The sequence below is a fragment of the Rhizobium deserti genome (assembly GCF_004358025.1).
Lineage (GTDB): Bacteria > Pseudomonadota > Alphaproteobacteria > Rhizobiales > Rhizobiaceae > Neorhizobium > Neorhizobium deserti.
Genome location: NZ_SMTL01000005.1, coordinates 1 through 18471 on the forward strand (window position 1 = coordinate 1; position 18471 = coordinate 18471).

Consider the following 18471-nt stretch of genomic DNA (forward strand, 5'->3'; position numbering starts at 1 on the left):
CGCGCATCGAGGGAACACAGGTGGCGATTGTTGCAGGTCCCGCCGGCGAGGAAATCCATCCGGACAAGTATGGCCGCATCAAGCTGTGGTTTCCCTGGGACCGCAAGGCCAAGAAGGACGGCACCGACACCTGCTGGGTACGCGTGGCGCAAAGCTGGGCTGGCTCGACCTGGGGCGGCCAGATCATTCCGCGCATTGGCATGGAGGTGATGGTTGCCTATGTCGATGGGGATCCGGACCGGCCGCTGGTGACAGGCGTCGTGCCGAACCCGGCCAATAGCGTGCCGTACGATCTGCCGGCGAATAAGACAAAAAGCGTGTTTCGAACCCAGACCCATAAGGGCGTAGGTTTCAACGAAATGACGTTCGAGGATGAAGCCGGTCGCGAAGAGATCTACATGCATGCCCAGCGGGACTTTACGACCAAAGTTGAAAACCACGCGACGGAACGTGTCGACGCAAACAAGATCGTGTCCGTCGGCGGGATGTCGCTTGTGGAGATCGAGCGGTCGAGCACGCAAAATGTCGCCCAGAACCTGTCGCTGAACGTCGGCTCGGGATCCTTTGGTAATATCATTAGTGGCGAAGCCCGCCTCGACGTTTTCGGAATGCGGCCGCCGGTTATTTCCTCAGCAGTTCACTGAACGAGGGACTTGGGAGCGGAAACTTTAGCCTGGACGCGTCTAATTCTATCAATCTCACCACGACAACTGTTTTCAATATGGCCGTCGCGGGCGTGTACACCGCGACGATCGGATTGAATTCCACGACCAACGTGGCTGGCAGCACATTTCAATCGTCAGGTATGGATTCTCGGGAGGTGGTCGCTTTCAAAAAAATGATCGATGCGCATGGAGAACTTTACCTTCGCTGCGGCAAATCGGAGATCATCATGAAACCGGACGGCACGATCACCATGAAGGGCGTGAAGCTGGTGGTGGAGCAGGATCAGCATATCGACATGAAGTCTGCCCGTATCGATCTCAACTCCTAAGGTGACAAGTGTGTATTACTTGGTTTCGAAACGCATATCCAATCATTCTGTTGTGCCTCGGCGTCGCATTGTCGTCATGTTCCAGTGCAGAGGACGATAAGCACATGTTGTCTGATCTAACTGTTTATCTTCAGCCGCCGATTCTCGGGCAAGGCGGGACTGTGATCATCGTGCCGCGGGAGGTTGCGATGGACCAGTGGCAACCCCAAAGCAAGGAAAATCCTGCTCGCAGCGACCCTTATCTTGCATCCCAAAAGCCTCTGCCGCCGGGTGCGCGGCGGTTGGGGGTGGTTTTGCGCGACAAGGTCAGCATCGTTCAGTTCGATTATCCGCAGGGTGGAACATTCAATTTTCGATTTGCACCCGCACCTGGCTCGGACTTTCCCTGGGACATGCTCAAGACAAAGGAGATAGGCACCGGAGGCGTAGGCGAGGAAATGGACGAGAAGACCGGCGAAGTTATCAAGGTAGGGTTCGCCATGCATATTCACGTTTTTGGTACGGAGGTGACGGAAGCCGACAGCCGCAGCGTCGAGTCGGTGATCAAAATCGGCGCTTTGCGATCCCGTTACCCCTGTCGCGATTATGAGCTTGCTATTGCATGCGACGCATCCGGAGCCGCGCGATGACCAAACTCACCCTTTGGACTCGCTCCTTCCACCCACAGGAGAATTTCGGTGCTGGTGGCCTGTTCTTCCATGGCGACAATCGCGATTTCTCCTCCGATATCCGCGCAACAGCCCGCATTAAGCACATGGTCGAAATTTATCTGACACAGGCGAAAATCGTGTCCGGCCGGCCGATTTCCGACCCGAGCAGCAATAAGCTCATCGGCACATATGAAGACTACCGCGACCCGCGCAAGCAACCCACAGCAATCGTAAATGGGCAGATTGACCCGTATCGGATCGACGGTGACCAGCACTGCCAGGTTCTCCTGTCTTATCGGGGGCAGAATTTTGCGATGCCGGGATCGAACACCGATATTGGTAGGAGATTCTACAGCGGGGTCGTTCCAGACCTGGATGTAACCAACTCACTCGATATTCACATTGATCGCAGCAGTAAGAAAATGTCGTTTACCTGTCGAATGGTTGGGGACGGATTTCCAAACGCAGAAAGCTTTCTTCTCGATGATAGCAGTGAAGCCCTGTTCCTTGCTGCCCATAGGCGGATCGGATCGGCGACCGGACAACTTGCCGGAAATCGGAGAATTGCCATGGCCTCTTCGTCTGGCAAGGTCAATTTCTCGTCCGACAAGTTCGGTTCTCCGCTGGAGGCTTACTACGCACTGGACTACGCGACCAATGTTGGTGGGCCGATCGATCTTTTTGCAGAAAGTGGGAGGAAGCCGACGGACCGCGCCGGTTGGAACCAAATGCATACCAAGCACGACGCCAAGGGTGGGAGGGTTCGCCGCTGGTGGCTTGACAACGATGTGGTCTGGGTAAGAGGAAGGCAGGGAAGCTCCATGCCATAGGTTCAAAGATCGGAACATGTAATGCCCAAAGCCCATCGCAGAGCAGATATCGGTTCCGCCCATTCCTGCCACTTCCCGCCGACACCGGCGACTGGCGGCAGCCCCGATGTCTATGTCAATAATCGCCCGCTGATGCGGGTCGGCGACGCCTATGTGCCGCATGGCTGCCCCGCATGCCCGCAGCCGGCGCATGGACGTAATCTGGCGGCAGGTTCGGCCACGGTCTTCATCAACGGCAAACCGGCAGGGCGGATTGGCGATGCGATCGACTGCGGCGGGCAGGCGCAGACCGGCTCCGGCAATGTTTTCATCGGCGACGACGGAGGGAAAGGTGCTGGCGCCGGGGGTGGTGCGGCAGGCGGTACGTCCTGCCAGAAATCTATGGCCAATCAGTCAATACCGCTGGTGCGCGGATGACCCAGACATCCGAGACCGCGACGGAAAGTGGTCCCTCGGTCCTGCGTGACTTGCCTTTTCGGCTCGCTGATATTCTGTCTGATCCTGTGCAGCGCATTTTTGCAGTTGTGGATGGTGCCTGGTTTGAGGATGTTACATCGCTACTTAGACCCCGCGGGCTCGTTCATCGGCCGCTTTACCGGCAGGCGGGTGGCGATCCCGCCATCGTTCGTGGCGGTCCGTGGCTTGTCGATATTAATTGCAGGGAGATCCGCAGCCCGGTTGCCGAAGACGATATAGCTTTCTCTTATCAAGATACAGAGGCGCCGTCTGACGCGGCGCTCGAAGCCCATGCGGCAGAACTTTCTGCTCGCATGCTCAAGTCTCTGCAGGAAGGAGACATGACTGGTGGCGGCATGCTGCCGGGCGAGCCGATGCTCGATCTTGCAGGGCGGGAGGGTCGGCTTGAGGCTCTTCTGGAGATGGTCGGCGACAGTCCTGCTGCCGTGTTCTGGATTGGCGACGCGGCTTTGACACTCGACCTAATCCATCGGCATCTGCGCAGCATAAGTCAGGTCATCTCTCCCCTCCCTATTGAGACGAAGCCGTTGGAGCGTATCGATGGCTTGGAACTCGCAGCAGCAGGCGGAGATGACGAGACGACGGTTTTGGAGTTCCTTAGCAAGGACAATAGTCAAAGGTTCATCCTGCGCCATGCCGATCCAAATGTCATGCTGCAGGTTGTCCCGAAGCTCACGCCGGCGCAGCTTGCCCGCCTGATGGGACCTGCGGAGCAACTTTATTTCGTTCCAGATACAGACTGGGGCGGCGGCACTCGCCAGGTCGCGCGTCCGAGGGATATGCGGCCACATCCGGGGCCGTTGCGTTTCACACGCGAACAGGTAACGGCGATCGAGGAGATGCAGCTGAAGCGGTCCCGCTTCGAGACCATGCTCTATTTGAGGGAGCATGCGCAGGAGGAGACGGCGGGTATGTCTGACGAAGCGCTTCACCGGCACGTCTATACGCTTGAGCAACGGGGTTTTGATCTCGGTCTTTCGAGCCTGACGGCGCATCTGATGTTTGCTTTCATGTGCACGGTGGGCATGGGCGATGTTGTCGATAGCGAGGAGTTCCGGCAGGCTGCACAGGACGGCCGTTTGCATCCCGATGACGCGCTGGCAGTGATGTTCGACGAAGCGATCAGATCCGCCGAAGAGGACGAACAGGAGGAGGTTTAGGCATGGTCCTTCCCCTGATCGTTGGCGCGGCGGCTGCCGGGCGCTTGGCCATTATGGGCTATCGCGCATACAAGGCCTATAAGTCGGCGCAGCGCTTAAAATCCCTGGCCGATAATGCGCGCAAGGCAAAGGCGCTTGCGGACAAAGCCAAAAAGGCGAAAGAGGCTGCCGAGAAGGCGAAAAAGGCCAAAAAGAAATGCACTGGAGATTGCGCAGCCAAGCGCTACGAGCGTCCATCGGGCTATCGCAAGGGTGTTCGCGACAAGGTCTGGCATAAGGCGAAGGGCAAGGACGGCAAGGTCCGCGATCCCGTCACGAAAAAGGAAATCAAGCCTGGCGACAAATGGGACATGGGCCACAAGCCCGGCTATGAGTTCCGCAAGCACCAGCAGAGCGCCCAGCAGCGCGGCATATCCCGTAAAGAATTTCTCGACGAGCACAACAATCCGTCGCATTATCGTCCCGAACTACCTTCGTCGAACCGAGGGCATGCCGGGGAATTGAAGACCGGCGACTGGTTAGGATTCTAGCGTTGACAAAGCCCACTGAAGAAAATCGCGAACTCGCCCGTTCCATTGCTAAAATACTGGGGGGCACGCCGAGTGTTCGTGAATATTTCGATGACGATAAGGTCGCGACTATCAACATCATGACTTGTACCGATGCGCCGCAAGACGCGGTGAATTCCTATTCGACGCTGGCGCTATCGGATGTGGCGGTCATCGATGCTGAGGGTGACGGGCACAATTTCGGCATCGAAATTGTTGCTGCCTGTGAAACGGACGCTGAACAATTCGTCAATGCCCTCTCGACCTGCGCCTTCAACATCATCAAGGACGGGACGCCGGTCTATCCTGGGGTCGTTTTTCCTCGTGTGCTGGATCTCTATGAGGGACTGTCCTCGACGCTCTCGCATGCTTTCCTTGTCGATCCCTTTCTGTGGGGCGAGGAGCTTTCGTCCCGCAAAATGGGATCCAAAACGGTCGCCTTTCTGCAGATGATCCCGATCTCCGACAGCGAGTATACCTTCCTGCAGAAGCAGGGGCCGGAAGCTCTCGAAGAACAGTTCGAGAAGCACCAGATCGACATCTTCGATATCAACCGAGAACCTGTCGTCTGAGGCGCAGCTGCGAGCTCTCGTCGCCGAAATATCCGAACATTGATAAATGGAGGACTTCGGATTTAATCAATGGCAGAGAGTCCGGATCCTCGTACAATCAGCTGATTAGGCTGTCGATAGCCATTCGGCCAACGGTTCGGTTCCCATCAAGACCGTCAACACACTGACCTCCCACATCCGCCGTACACCAGCTGATCATGTGCTAACGACAGCTTTACGCCTCCATGTCCATCATCAGCGCTGCCGTGATCTTCCTGAGCAGACATCACATGTGGCGACTGTCCTGTGCGCCAGAAGCGAATGATTTAGAAACCGCATCGGAACCACAGCAAGCTTGATCCGCCTTTATGACCGCCGGTATCATTGATTGGTGAGACTGATCTTGTCGTGCTTTTGCGCCTCAAAGACTTCCTTCAATGCGTCCGCCAATCTGTCGATTTCAGCAGCTTCCCGGACGCTTTCTTCGGCTCCACCTGTCACCGTAGTTCGGCCGACGCACTGCGTGCCTTCACGTAGAATTCTCGTGCTTCCTCCTCCTTCGATGGATCGAAGCTTAGAATGAGGGTCCGTATTTCGTCTTGCATCTTCATTTAGCCCAAAGTGCGATTGTTGTCGCCTAGTGACGTCCTTCGTTCAAGTTCCGCACCCTCGAGCGGAACCAACATCGCTAGTGGCGGGTTCGGCGCACTCAACTTCGAGGGATTAATAGCTTTGAACCTCACGACACTCCTGTTCGGCCGCAAGCTCGCTAACCGTGAACATGATGACAAGAAGCTCGGTTGGATAGAGGCTGTCCCTGCCATGGGATTGGACGGGCTTGGATCATCATCCTACGGCCCCGAAGCGGCGCTGACGATTCTAATACCGCTTGGAGCCCTTGGCCTTGTGTATCTCGGACCGGTGATGGGTTGCATCATCGCTCTCCTGGCGATCCTATACTTCTCGTATCGCCAGACCCTTGCTGCCTATCCGACTAGCGGCGGGGCCTATGCAGTCGCCAAGGAAAATCTCGGGGAATATCCCAGTCTTCTGGCGGCCTCGGCGCTGATGATCGACTATGTGCTGAATGTCGCCGTCGGCGTTTCCGCAGGTGTAGGTGCACTTGTGTCTGCCTTCCCGAGCCTTCACCCTTACATCCTGCCCCTTTGCCTGATCGTCGTCGCCTTTGTCACCCTCGCCAACCTCAGAGGCACGGGAGAGGCGGGCTGGCTTTTTGCGCTGCCGACCTATCTGTTTATCGTCTGCTTCTTGGGGGTGATCGCCTATGGCCTCTTCAGGATCGTGACGGAAGGTGATCCCACCCCCGTGGTTGCGCCACCTCCGCTGGCCGCAGCAACGGGAGCGGCGGGGCTGTGGCTGCTGATGCACGCTTTTGCCAGCGGCTGCACTGCCATGACTGGAGTGGAAGCTGTCTCCAATGGGGTTGGATCCTTCAGAGAGCCCGTGATTCGGAATGCCTACATCACCCTCACCATCATCGTGGTGGTTTTGGCGCTTCTTCTTGGAGGGATTGCGGCGATTGCCACCTCATTCAACATCGGCGCAATGAGCCAAACAGAGGAGGGCTATCAGAGCGTCCTGTCTCAGTTGATCGGTGCAGTCGTGGGCTTCAACACCTTCTACTACATAGCAATGTGCAGCCTGCTGTGTATCCTGTGCCTTTCCGCCAACACCAGCTTCGTCGGCTTCCCACGTATCTGCCGCATGGTGGCTGCCGATGGATATCTGCCGAAGGGGTTTGCGCAACCCGGGCGGCGTCTTGTCTTCACAGCGGGCATCCTCTTCCTGTCCGGCTTCGCCTCCCTTCTGCTGATGGTTTTCGGCGGGATTACCGAGAAACTGATCCCATTATTTGCGATTGGCGCCTTCCTGACTTTCACCGTCTCGCAAGCCGGAATGGTTGTTCATTGGCGACGTCAGGAAGTGAAGCAGCCGGCGAAACTTGCCATGAACGCCGTGGGTGCGGTGGCAACAGGCGTGGCCCTGCTCGTCATCATGCTGGCAAAGTTTACCGAAGGGGCGTGGATCACATTGGTCGCCGTCCCTGTCACCATTCTCCTGCTGCGGGCGATCAAAAGCTATTACGATGGGCTCGACCGCGAACTGCGGCAATCCGGTCCGATCGTGCTTGAAGAGGTCGAACCGCCAACGGTGCTGGTGGTGACGGAAAGCTGGAACCGCTTGAGCGAGCGAGCGATCAAGTTTGCCTTGACGTTGTCACCGGACGTTGTTGCCGTTCACCTCGTCCGGCTTGGCGGCCCCGAGAATGACGAAGGCGAAAAGGCACTGCGCGAGAAGTGGCACATCGATGTGGAAGAACCTGTTGCTGCCAAAGGCTTGCGACCGCCCCGCTTGATGCTTATCCCCGCGCCTTATCGAGAACTGCACGAGCCGCTTTTGCGCCTGATCGAGAAGTTGGACGCGGATGCACCTGAACGCCAGGTTGCCGTCCTCATTCCGGAGACAGTAAAAGAAAAGTGGTGGCAAAAAATATTGCACATGAACCGCGCAGGTAATCTCAGGAAGCAGCTTCTGAAATTCGGCGGACCGAGGCTCACCGTCGTGACGGTACCTTGGCGATTGTCGCGCCAAGAAGGGTGACCCTGTGGTAGTTACCTGTAACCATTAGGCGTCACAGACACCGCTACCGGTCTATCGCGTGCGAGCTATCAACTTGTGATCATCGCCCTTTACAAGGCTTGGTGTTTCTCCTGATCTTGGGCATGGCAGAACTTAATCCGCCACTCGGCCATGTCGTCGATCCAGCCATCGCATCGCTGGCGTGACGGTTAGTCCGTGCATGAAGATAGAGGCAAAAACGACAAGCGAGAGGATGACCCACAACCGCTCCCCATCCTGGAAGTTTCCGTGGTTGAGTCCATAGGCGAGGTAATAGAATGATCCGACACCTCTGATCCCGAAGAAGGCGATCGTGAGTTTTTCCCAAAGAGTGGCCCGCATCCCAATAAGCGCGATCAGGCCTGTCACGGGACGAACGACCAGCAAGATCAAGGCTGCGGCTGCAATTTCCACCCAGCCGACGCTGGACAACAAGCCATTGACGATGGCGCCCCCGAAAGCAAGCAGCAGGAGCATCATCGCAATACGTTCGATCTGCTCGGTAATGTCGTGCATGTCGCGCTGGAAGTCGTGGTCCCTGTGGGAGTTGCGCAATGTGAGTGCCGTAACAAAGACCGCGAAAAAGCCGTAACAGTGTAGCATCTCCGACAACCCATAGGACACGAAGGTAGCGGCTATAGCGACCAATCCGTCGCCCGTCTTTGCCAAGGTGTCGCCGGGCATCTTGAAGGTTGCCCAGCCAAACACGCGGCCCACGAGCCATCCGCAGCCAATACCAGCGACGATCTCCCACACGACGTTCAAGCTCAACCAGCGACCCAGCCAGGCTTCTCCTGTGGTGGCGGCAAGGCTAAGTGCGATGGCCAGATGCACGAATGGAAAGGCGAAGCCGTCGTTCAGTCCCGCTTCCGAAGTCAGTGCAAATCGTACTGTGTCCTCTCCACCTTCCAGAGGACCAGCGACTTGAATGTCGGCTGCAAGAACGGGATCGGTCGGCGCAAGGCTTGCCGCCAGAAGCAGTGACGCAACAGTGCTGAGACCGAGTACGGTCATGCCAAGGACGGCTATTGCAATAATGCTCAGCGGCATCGTGATCAAAAGCAATCGCCAACTGGCTCCCCATCCTTTGAATGAGAACCGCCGATCTATTTTCAAGCCTGCCCCCATTAGCGCCACCAGAACCACGAATTCCGTCAGGCGTTCTGTCGCGTATGGATGTGCGCTCGGTGCTGGATCCAGCTCCACATAAGGGCCGGTATAGATGAGGCCACCGATAGCAAGGCAAACGATTGGCAGCGAAAGAGGAAGACGACGGAGTGCCAGTGGCAGCCACGCCACCAATGCAATGAGAAGTCCTGCGCTGGTCAATGCCACCGCGTATGGGTCCGGCGCCCAGCCATAGATCACCAATATTCCCTACCTCGCTCGCATGAACCGGCTGACTTAGCTGCAAAGCACCCGTGCTCATATCATTAGAAGGGATGAATCTTTTGGTTACCCGTATGTTCCAGAAGCTGAACGAGGGTCGACGGCCGAGTTCGGAATAGCAGTCAGATATGCTTTGAAACGAAGCAGGCCCAGGCGGGTGTCCGCTTCACCTTGAACGGACACCGTTCGTTGTTCGCATGCGAAAGACGAAGCTTGCTTCCGTTTGTAGGATGACCCTGTCAGCCCATCAAGTCCGCCACTCACTCTTGGGTAAGCTCTGCCAACACCGCCTGCAGGCGCCGCTGACCGGCCGGCTTGCCCACGTTTGGCACCGCAGCTAAAAGGGGGCCACCATATTGCTCGGGCTTTGCATAGGCAGTCGCTACAGCAAAAGGAATAGCCCGTTGTTTCAGCAACTCCGCCACTGGCGTCACCAGCTCATCGCCAAGGCTGACGTCGAGCAGGGCAACGGCGGGTGGCTCCTTTTCCAGCAGGGCGAGCGCGTTATGGACCGTCGCCGCGGGACCAATGACCTGCCAGCCAAGCTCCTCCAGCATGAGCTTGAGGTCCATGGCGATCAGGTAATCGTCCTCGACAATCAAGACGGTTTTCTGCACGCCGCTGCCTTTCAGCTATGAATGACTGGCTTTGGGATGGGGATCGAGATGGTCGCTTCTAAACCCGTAGCCGCGTAGTTCAGTTCCACCGTGCCGCCCAGGCTGTAGGTCACCGTCGATTGAATGAGCCGGGTACCATACCCGGTCGCCGCGGGGGGCGTTACCCTTGGGCCATTTATCTCTCGCCATGTCAGGCCCAGTTCTTCATCTCCGTGCTTCGCGTAACCCGCGATCACCTTGCCGCCCGAAACCGATAAACTCCCATATTTGGCGGCGTTGGTGGCCAGTTCGTGCAGCACCAGGCTGAGCAACTGGATCCTCCTCGGGTCGAGCGGCTCCAAAGGCGGTCCGGGTTCGACGACGATGGCATGTTGATCACCGGCATAGGGCTCCAGGACGCGCTCGATCAACGCCTGGAGGTTTCCTGAATGCTGCTCGCCAAAGGCTAGATCTTGCGCTGCCACGAGCGCTTCGAACCGGCCAAGAAAAGCTTGGCGGTATTCTTCAGCAGAGCGGTCTTTGGTGGAGGTCTGACGGGCAATGGACCGCACCACACCGAGCAGGTTCTTGATCCTATGGCGAAGTTCTCCAAACAGAATGTCCTTCGCTACGTTGCGGCGCACCTGTTCGGTCACGTCCACCATGGTCAGCAGCATGGAAAGACCGACGTTGTCCGGGTGGGACAGGGTACGCGCGCTCAGCAGCATGGTCCTGCGGCCGATGCGGGGGAAATCGTGTTCAACCTGGAAGTCGATGACGGCCGTGCTCCTGGGCAATACCTGCTGAAGAAGTAACCGCAGGTCGGGAATGTCCCACTGGCCATCACCCAGTTCGTAAACCAATCGGCCGATTACCTCGTCGCGGTCGACCTTGAAGGTCGTAAAGAATGACCGGCTGGCGTTCTGGATCCGCAGGCTTTCGTCCAGAACAAGCATTGGGTCGGTTATGGTGTCGACAATACCCTGTGCCTGAATATGGCCAGCACGCAGAACCCGGTAAAGGTCATCAACGTTCATTAAAGCTCCTGCTTCACGGACCGGTTCGAGCTTGCCGAACCCATAGCTGGTCCATAATCGAGCTTCGCTTGTGCCGTATCCTGATCGAGGATCATCTTGGCACAATGGCGGCCGCCGCGCCAGTCTCGGCGTTAGCACCGACTTTATATCCGTCGTAAGACGCGCCGCTGTTCAGCCATCACCCAATCTTGTCTTCATCGCCGGCAGCACCAGATCTAGCTCTCAAGTAAGGTGGAGTGTGACTATGAGAGCAGGCCTTTCGGGCTGGCGCATTCTGTTGGTGGAGGATGACTATTATGAGGCTTCCGAACTTGTAGCCCGGTTGTCGGCACTGGGTGTGGACGTTGCAGGCCCGTCGCCCAATGTTACGCACGCTTTGGAACAGCTGGATCTGGGACAAGGCCTCCGAGGCGCAATTCTCGACATCAACCTTGGCGGCGAGATGGTCTTTCCCCTGGCGGACGAGCTGGAACGCCGAGCCATCCCCTTTATATTTGCAACGGGCTACGAGAAGGATGTCGTTCCCCCACGCCACGCCAACAAGATCCTGCTCCGAAAGCCGGTGGACGAGGAGGCCGTTGCCGCTGCATTCGCCCACGTAAGCAAGAGCGAGACAGTGACGGCTGAAGAAGCCGCTCGCAACGGCATCATCGGCAGACTAACCCGACAGGACCGAGACCTTCTGGTTCCTTTCGTAGGCAGGGTGCATCTTCCTCGTGGCGCTATAGTGGAATTGCAGGATCAGCCGATCAGCCGGGTCTATTTCCCTCTGGGCTGCATTCTTTCTTCGGTGGCAATCAGTCGCGAGGGAAGCAGGACCGAGGCAGGTCTCATCGGTCGGGAGGGCATGAGCGGGTTTGGTTTTGCCGATGGAGATGATCGATCACCCTACGAATTGATCAGCCAAATTGACGGTCCCGCACTTTTCATGGCCGCAGATGACCTGAAGCGGGTGATGCGGCTAGTTCCGGCCCTTGCCCTGCTTGCCAGACGCTTCGCCCGGTCCTTGAGCATCCAGGCAAGCTTTACCGCATTGGCGAATGCCAGGTTCGAAATCCGTGCGCGGCTAGCCCGGTGGCTATTGATGCTCCAGGACAGGGCAGACCGGATGAACGAGTTTCGGCTAACGCATGAATATCTCGGCATCATGCTCGGCGTCAGGCGGCCCTCCGTCACAGACGCGCTGCATCTTCTGGAAGGAGAGAAGATGATCAGGTCTACGCGCAGCCGTATTGAAATCCTCGACCGCCCGAAACTGATTAGGCTCGCCGGCGACAGCTATGGCGTTCCGGAGAGCGAACATGCTCGGATCATGAAGCTGCCGCTTGAATAGCGCCTGATTATCAGCACCCGGTCGGCGCTGAAGGAACAATCTTCAGGACGAAGCCTGTGATTGGCAAATTGACGTGACGAGGCAACTTTCGCTGTTTGCAGAGGTTCGCTCCTGGGCGTGGAGGCAAGCGATGCAGAAGCAGGCGCAATTTGAAGGACGGTTATACCTCGTGGTAGAGGACGAATATCTGGCGGCAGCTAATCTCGTTACCGCGCTTGAGGACGCCGGCGCAGAGGTGGCGGGCCCAGTTTCCAATATCCCTAGCGCCCTTCAGATGGTTTGCGAACGCGCCGGTGAGCTGGACGGTGCCATCCTCGATATCAATCTTCGAGGCGTCTTTGCTTATCCGGTTGCCGCAAAGCTTGCAGAAGCGTACATCCCCTTCGTCTTCGTGACTGGCTATGAATGCGGATCAATACCCCGCCCGTTTGAAGAGGTTCCCTGCCTCAACAAGCCTTGCCACGAGAAGGAGCTACTACTAACCCTCGCAGCCTTACCTCAACGAGAACAGTCGACCGGTGACATCGTTGCTGGAGAAGCAATTCATGCTGGTGGCAAATAAGGCAGTCCAATGGTGAAAGGCCCCTATAGCAGGTTCTTCTCGGGCAGGCGGATCCTGATTGTGGAAGATGAATATTTCTTGGCAGATGAAACGCGCAGGAAGCTGGAAGACCTCGGTGCCAAGGTTGTCGGCCCTACAGGTCGAGTTCAGCAGGCGCTGCAATTGATTGAGGACGAGCTTATCGACGCTGCCGTTCTTGACGTGCACCTGGGCGACGAAATGGTATTTCCGGTGGCGGACGAACTTGAGGCCCGGCACATTCCGTTCGTGTTCGCCACCGGCTATGACCCCTCGTTCTTCCCAATCAAATATACGGGCTTCGCGCTGTGCGAAAAACCGACTGAACTGGAAAGGATTGCCTTGGCTCTCTTCGGTCCGGGAACAGACAAAGACAGCCTCAATTAATCGTCTTCGTCATTAAGCTGCTTAGCGAGCTGCTGACGGGCGCGGTTGACGCGGCTCTTCACCGTCCCCACCGGGCATTTGCATCGTTTAGCAGCTTCCTCGTAGCTGACGCCGTCGATAAAGACCATCTTGAGCGCCAGGCGATAGGGATCCGGCAGCTGGCCAATAGCTTTCTCTAACTCGTGCCCGCGAACGGACCATTCCTGGGCGGCGTTGACGGATCGGCTGCCAGCTACGTCATCCTCAAAGCCGACCTGCTCCCGCTTCTGCAGGCCGAATTTGGTGCAGAAGATATTGCGCATGATCGTAAACATCCAGGACTTAAGGCGCGTCCCAGGTTGAAACTTTTCCGCATTTGCGAGCGCTTTCAGCACCGTTTCCTGCACCAGATCATCGATATCGTAGGATGCGGAATGAAAGCGCCGTGCGAAGCGTCTCAACTCCGGAACAAGTTGAACCACTTCCTTCTCGAGCTGACCTTGTTGTGAATGTGCGTCCATTTTGCCCTCCTGTCGATACAGGAACCAATTGCGCCGACACTCAGTTCCGGTAGAAGCTCACTATGCGTCTAAAACCCCTGATTGGTACGGTAGCGTACGCGTCGACATCATGGTCTTCGTGCAGTCCGAGTGGGCCGCTTAAGCCACCTCGGTGGCGCAGCGGCGGCAAGGAACGAAAGCATTATCTTGCCGTTTCTTGTCAACGAAAGGTGGAACCATGCCTTTAGATGCGACCAAGGATATCGTTGTGATTGGTGGTTCCGCAGGGAGCGGAGCGGTTCTTAAATCGCTTATCGCCGACTTGCCATCCGAACTGCCCGCCAGCGTATTTGTCAGCACGCATATTCCCGCCAGTTCTCCCGGATTTCTGTCGGAGCTATTGGCAGCGCGATCGAAGCTTCCCGTCACGCAGGTGGTGGACGGGCAGCCCATTCAGCCGGGTCGGGTCTATGTCGCCGCGCCGGATCGGCATTTGTTGTTGATGGGCGATACGATCAGGCTGGGCGCTGGTCCCCGCGAAAATATGGTTCGCCCCTCCATTGATCCGATGTTCCGCTCGGCGGCATTGTCCTTCGGGCCTCGTGTGGTGGGGGTTGTGCTGACGGGCATGCTGAACGACGGGGCATCGGGGCTGCGGGCCATCAAGACCTGCGGCGGGACAACCGTGGTGCAGCACCCGCTAGATGCCGAGGCCGATCAGATGCCGCTGGCCGCGCTGGAAGCGGCAGAGGTCGATCACGTTGCGCCAGCCGCGGATCTGGGCAGGCTGATCACGAGTATTGCCGGCAGTGGGGTCGCGTCAGATTACCATGTCGTGCCGGAAGACCTGCAGCTTGAGGTGCAGATCGCAGCCGGCATGCGGCTCGGCAGCGCCGAACTGCTAAACATTGCCTCACCAAGCGCTATTACCTGCCCCGATTGTCACGGCGTTCTGTCGGAAGTTCGCGGCTCCCAGCCGCTTCGGTTCAGGTGCCAAATCGGTCACGCCTATACCGCCGAGGCGCTTGCTTCGCACATTGACGAAGTCGACGAGGCGATCCGGATCGCCATGCGAGTGATGGAAGAGCGCGTGACGCTGGTTGAGCGGATGGCCCGGGATGCGCGCGAAACCGGCCGCATGGCTGTGGCGGAACTGTATGAGGCACGGGCTATAGAATATCGGCAATATGCTGCGACTCTTCGGGAAGCCGCCATCACCTCCTTGCGTCTTGGCCGAGCGCCGCGCCGCCAGGAAATGTGATGACCCTATTCCTCTGCCTAGCAAACGGGCTAAAGTAGCGAAGCAGAGAGACTTGGAAGGCCTATGGAATACGAAGAACAGCAAGAGTTGGAAGGGCAAGCAACTCCACTTGCGAGCGACGTGCAGCAAGAGCCGACGGTCATCATCGGTGTGGGCGTGTGCGCGCTGTCGCTCGGTTCGCTTGAACGGCTATTTTCAGACATCAATGCGACGATCGAGGCGTCCTATCTCATAGCAGTTCGCCAGCAGGAGGGATTGGACGTCGCCACCGTAGTCAAGGTCCTGGCCCGCCAGGATAGGCTGGCGGTCAAAAATTGCCGAGGATGGAGAGCGGCTCGTTCCCGGCTGCATCTATGTCGGCGGTTCGGACGACATGCTGAGCCTCGAGGATGGGCACCTTCACGTTCGCCCCGCCTCCGAACCGGTCGGCCATCGTGGCACGGTGGACACGATGCTGATCTCGCTCGTCGAACATGCTCACGAGCGCGCTGTCGCAGTGGTGCTGATGGGGCTTGGCAGCGACGGTGCGGCGGGCGTGGCCGCAACCAAGAAATTCGGTGGGCTCTCCATCGCCGAGAAAGCCGAGGGCAAGGAAGGCTTGAGCCAGGAAAATGCTGGGCCGTCCGCCTTCGTGGATCTTTATCTGCCGGTACAGGAAATTCCTGAGCAAATCCGTCTTTACGCCGACAATTTCAATGAAGCGGAAGGCACCGAGGCAGAGGTCCGGCTGCCAGCGGAGATCGAGGCACACATCACCCAGATTGTCACTATTCTTCGCAATGTCACCAGCCATGACTTCCACGGTTATAAGAGGGGCACGTTCACTCGCCGCGTCCAAAGGCGCATGCAGGTCCTGCAGATCGCGACGATCGAAGATTACGTGGAGCGGTTGCGAGCCAATCGTGACGAGGCCCAGAACCTTTTTCAGGATCTCCTGATTGGCGTCACGCAGTTTTTCCGGGATCCGGGAGAATTCGAGGCTTTGGAGCGGGAGATCCCCCGCCTTTTCAAGGATAAGGAACCCGGTGATCAGCTTCGGGTCTGGGTGCTGGGTTGCGCCACCGGCGAGGAAGCCTATTCCATCGCCATGTTGCTTCGCGAGCATATGGCGAGCCTGGACTACCCGCCCGAGGTTCAGATCTTTGCCACGGATCTAGACGCCCGGGCGCTCGCGATCGCGCGTGCTGGCCGTTATTCGGCGGCGATCAGTTCGCAGGTTCGCTCCGACCGCCTGGCGCGCTGGTTTGTGCGCGAGGGCGATACCTATTGTGTTGCAAAGGATTTGCGGGAGATGTGCATCTTCTCACCGCATAACATCGTCAAGGATGCGCCCTTTTCCCGCGTTGACATCCTGTCGTGCCGCAACCTGCTGATCTATCTGGACAGCGACCTGCAAAACAGAGTGATCCCGATCTTTCACTTTTCGCTGAGGCCGAGCGGCATCCTGTTCCTCGGTTCGTCCGAGAACGTGACGCGGCACAGCAAGCTCTTTGCGCCGGTGGATCGCAAGAGCCGGCTTTTTCGCCGCCTGGAGACCGCAACCCGCGTCATACCGGACTTTCCGCTTAGCTCCCGAGCGCGCAGCTTGGATGTTTCTCTTCCTTCGCAGACGCCCTTATTGCAGACGGGGCGTCTGTCTGCGTCGATAAGCCGGCAGGCAGAGGTCGTCGCCGAGCGCTACGCTCCGGCCTATGTAGTCGTCGATTCCCATTTTGATGTTCTGCACTTCTCGGGCCGCACCGGCCGCTATCTGGAACCCGCCAGCGGAACCGCGACGCTCAACCTTCTCAGCCTGGCGCATCGCGACCTCAGGGTTGACCTGCGCTCGGCCCTGCAACGGGCCTCTACGGAGGCTGTCAGGGTAGAGATCCCTCGCGTGCTTCTGCGCCAGGACGACCGGACGCATGCGGTCAACCTGGTCGTCGAGCCTCTTGGAACGAGTGACATCACGTCGATTGTCGTTCTTTTTCAGGATGCGGGGCAGGTTGCCGAAGGGATTGCATCCGAAGGCGCGCGGCTGACCAATGAGGAGCATGTCCAGCGGCTCGAAACGGATTTACGCGTCACGCGCGATCGGCTCCAGGCGACCATCGAGGAACTGGAATCGACCAACGAAGAGTTGAAGTCATCCAACGAGGAATACCAGTCCATCAACGAGGAACTGCAATCTGCCAATGAGGAAATGGAAACCTCAAAGGAGGAGCTTCAGTCGGTTAATGAGGAATTGCAGACCGTTAACGGCGAGCTTGCCCACCGCGTGGCGGAGCTTGACCGTACTAATTCCGACCTGAAGAACCTGCTTGAGGCGACGCAGATCGCTACAGTTTTCCTCGACAACGACCTGCGCGTCAGAAGCTTCACGCCGGCGGCGACAGAGGTCTTCCATCTTCTGGAGACGGATGTGGGGCGCCCGTTGGACCACGTTGTTTCAAGGGTGGCTTATCCGGAACTTCAGGACGATGTGCGCACGGTTTTGCGCTCGTTGGTACCTGTCGACCGGCAGGTCAGCAACGGTGCTGGCGACCGGCACTATGCCGCACGCGTCCTGCCGTACCGAAGTGTCGACAACTATATCAGCGGTGCGGTCGTCACCTTTACGGATCTCACCGCTACGCATCGAGCTGAAACTGCTCTGCGGCGCAGCGAGGAGCGTCTGCAGCTCGTTCTGGAAACAGACGCTGTCGGCGTCATTTTCTTCGATTCCGACGGGGTGATCTTCGACGCCAACGGGGTCTTCCTCAAGTGGACGCCGTCGTGTCCGAGCTGGTAGGTCGTCTTGGCATCGAGCTGGTAGGGAAGCGCCCGCTCGATCAGTTCCCGGCCTTGCCCCCCACCCTGCGGTCCAGATCCTTCCGGAGGCATGGCGACGCCTCGCTCCTGCCAATCGATGTGCAGCCATGGCTTGCCGGCTTCGCCAAGGCCTTCGACGCGCCAAGTAACGGCTAATTGCGCACTCGGCTGACTGAGAGCCCCATACTTAACAGCATTCGTCGTCAGTTCGTGCAGCGCGAGCGACAACGTTTGTACGGTTGCCGAGCGCAGACGTACGCCCTGATGAGCGGGTGGGCGCGCGCGCAATGGGCAAGCCACAAAATGACGCGGTTATCGAGCTTGCCGTGACAAAAATCCGTGGCGCCGCGTCAGTGCTTGACGCTCATCTCGCGGACCGGAAGTTCATCGTCGGCAACGAGCTCACGTTGGCTGACATCGACATCGCGGCCCCATTTTCCCAGATCAATCGGTCCAAGCCGCCGTTGAACGAGTATCCAAACCTTGCGGCTTGGCAACAGCGCCTTCTCGATACCGTGCCGGCCTGGGCAGAAACGAAGCGTGATCTCGATGCACGCATGGACACGTTTTTCAACGGCATTGGGCTCGAGTTCTAAAGCAGGTTCCGGACTTGGGGGGATGCGTCCGGATGTTGAGGATGGCGTATTCACCACGCGGAGGACGCCACTGTGCCGAGGAGGGGGCCGTCACTGGCTGCCTTCCCAGCACTGCTCCAGCCGACAAATGAGAACTAGCGATGCCTAAAGGTCTATCAGGTCGACGTGAGGCG

At 57.9% G+C, this 18471-nt stretch carries 19 protein-coding genes and 1 pseudogene; 15 read left to right on the plus strand and 5 right to left on the minus strand.

Features of this window, described 5'->3' with window-relative positions:
• From tssI to E2F50_RS17450, 9 genes are all read left to right on the plus strand, one after another.
• A partial coding sequence (gene tssI, locus E2F50_RS17415; RefSeq protein WP_133317463.1) for a type VI secretion system tip protein TssI/VgrG occupies window positions 1–644 on the plus strand: 644 nt, incomplete at its 5' end.
• Between the two features lie 194 nt (window positions 645–838).
• Window positions 839–994 carry a hypothetical protein gene (locus E2F50_RS22990; protein ID WP_161974213.1) on the plus strand — a complete coding sequence of 52 codons (156 nt, stop codon included), beginning with the start codon at window positions 839–841 and terminating at the stop codon, window positions 992–994.
• A 161-nt stretch (window positions 995–1155) separates the two neighbouring features.
• Entirely contained in the window at window positions 1156–1623 is a 468-nt protein-coding gene (locus tag E2F50_RS17420; protein WP_133317464.1) for a hypothetical protein, read from the plus strand.
• Window positions 1620–2474, plus strand: coding sequence for a hypothetical protein (locus E2F50_RS17425; RefSeq protein WP_133317465.1), 855 nt, complete (start codon window positions 1620–1622; stop codon window positions 2472–2474). The genes E2F50_RS17420 and E2F50_RS17425 overlap by 4 nt, the downstream gene beginning before the upstream one ends.
• A 21-nt stretch (window positions 2475–2495) precedes the next feature.
• A complete protein-coding gene (locus E2F50_RS17430) occupies window positions 2496–2891 on the plus strand; it encodes a PAAR domain-containing protein (protein ID WP_133317466.1) in 396 nt (131 codons plus the stop codon).
• On the plus strand, window positions 2888–4111 hold the full coding sequence (locus tag E2F50_RS17435) for a hypothetical protein (protein ID WP_133317467.1): 1224 nt from the start codon (window positions 2888–2890) through the stop codon (window positions 4109–4111). Before E2F50_RS17430 ends, E2F50_RS17435 begins: the two co-directional genes overlap by 4 nt.
• 2 nt (window positions 4112–4113) lie before the next feature.
• Window positions 4114–4641 carry an HNH/ENDO VII family nuclease gene (locus E2F50_RS23555; protein WP_133317468.1) on the plus strand — a complete coding sequence of 176 codons (528 nt, stop codon included), beginning with the start codon at window positions 4114–4116 and terminating at the stop codon, window positions 4639–4641.
• Window positions 4642–4643: 2 nt separating this feature from the next.
• Window positions 4644–5231 (plus strand): suppressor of fused domain protein, encoded by a 588-nt coding sequence (locus E2F50_RS17445; protein ID WP_133317469.1) that lies wholly within the window; start codon window positions 4644–4646, stop codon window positions 5229–5231.
• Window positions 5232–6032: 801 nt separating this feature from the next.
• Entirely contained in the window at window positions 6033–7832 is a 1800-nt protein-coding gene (locus E2F50_RS17450; protein WP_133317671.1) for an APC family permease, read from the plus strand.
• A gap of 132 nt (window positions 7833–7964) precedes the next feature.
• Here E2F50_RS17450 and E2F50_RS17455 read toward each other — a convergent pair whose 3' ends face one another.
• From E2F50_RS17455 to E2F50_RS17465, 3 genes are all read right to left on the minus strand, one after another.
• Window positions 7965–9218, minus strand: a complete 1254-nt coding sequence (locus E2F50_RS17455; RefSeq protein WP_245515451.1) for a cation:proton antiporter — start codon at window positions 9216–9218, stop codon at window positions 7965–7967.
• Window positions 9219–9499: 281 nt separating this feature from the next.
• Entirely contained in the window at window positions 9500–9856 is a 357-nt protein-coding gene (locus tag E2F50_RS17460; RefSeq protein WP_133317471.1) for a response regulator, read from the minus strand.
• An 11-nt stretch (window positions 9857–9867) separates the two neighbouring features.
• Window positions 9868–10872, minus strand: a complete 1005-nt coding sequence (locus tag E2F50_RS17465) for an HWE histidine kinase domain-containing protein (protein WP_133317472.1) — start codon at window positions 10870–10872, stop codon at window positions 9868–9870.
• Window positions 10873–11116: 244 nt separating this feature from the next.
• On the opposite strand from E2F50_RS17465, the gene E2F50_RS17470 reads away from it, so the two are divergent.
• From E2F50_RS17470 to E2F50_RS17480, 3 genes are all read left to right on the plus strand, one after another.
• Complete coding sequence (locus tag E2F50_RS17470; protein ID WP_133317473.1) at window positions 11117–12205, plus strand: helix-turn-helix domain-containing protein; 1089 nt, start codon at window positions 11117–11119, stop codon at window positions 12203–12205.
• 130 nt (window positions 12206–12335) lie between these two features.
• Entirely contained in the window at window positions 12336–12767 is a 432-nt protein-coding gene (locus E2F50_RS17475) for a response regulator (protein WP_133317474.1), read from the plus strand.
• 9 nt (window positions 12768–12776) lie between these two features.
• Window positions 12777–13172, plus strand: a complete 396-nt coding sequence (locus tag E2F50_RS17480) for a response regulator (protein WP_133317475.1) — start codon at window positions 12777–12779, stop codon at window positions 13170–13172.
• Here E2F50_RS17480 and E2F50_RS17485 read toward each other — a convergent pair.
• The gene (locus E2F50_RS17485) at window positions 13169–13672 is read right to left on the minus strand and encodes a sigma-70 family RNA polymerase sigma factor (protein ID WP_133317476.1); all 504 of its coding nucleotides are present in this window, start codon (window positions 13670–13672) and stop codon (window positions 13169–13171) included. The genes E2F50_RS17480 and E2F50_RS17485 overlap by 4 nt on opposite strands.
• Before the next feature lie 217 nt (window positions 13673–13889).
• On the opposite strand from E2F50_RS17485, the gene E2F50_RS17490 reads away from it, so the two are divergent.
• Together E2F50_RS17490 and E2F50_RS17495 are read left to right on the plus strand one after the other, a co-directional pair.
• Window positions 13890–14912 carry a chemotaxis protein CheB gene (locus E2F50_RS17490; protein WP_133317477.1) on the plus strand — a complete coding sequence of 341 codons (1023 nt, stop codon included), beginning with the start codon at window positions 13890–13892 and terminating at the stop codon, window positions 14910–14912.
• A 349-nt stretch (window positions 14913–15261) separates the two neighbouring features.
• On the plus strand, window positions 15262–17682 hold the full coding sequence (locus E2F50_RS17495) for a CheR family methyltransferase (protein WP_245515469.1): 2421 nt from the start codon (window positions 15262–15264) through the stop codon (window positions 17680–17682).
• Here the strand turns inward: E2F50_RS17495 and E2F50_RS23425 are convergent.
• Window positions 17655–17963, minus strand: a pseudogene (locus E2F50_RS23425) (hypothetical protein); the annotation flags it as partial. The gene E2F50_RS17495 and the pseudogene E2F50_RS23425 sit on opposite strands and share 28 nt — an antisense overlap.
• Before the next feature lie 11 nt (window positions 17964–17974).
• On the opposite strand from E2F50_RS23425, the gene E2F50_RS17505 reads away from it, so the two are divergent.
• The gene (locus E2F50_RS17505) at window positions 17975–18298 is read left to right on the plus strand and encodes a glutathione S-transferase family protein (RefSeq protein ID WP_245515452.1); all 324 of its coding nucleotides are present in this window, start codon (window positions 17975–17977) and stop codon (window positions 18296–18298) included.
• Window positions 18299–18471 lie beyond the last annotated feature (173 nt).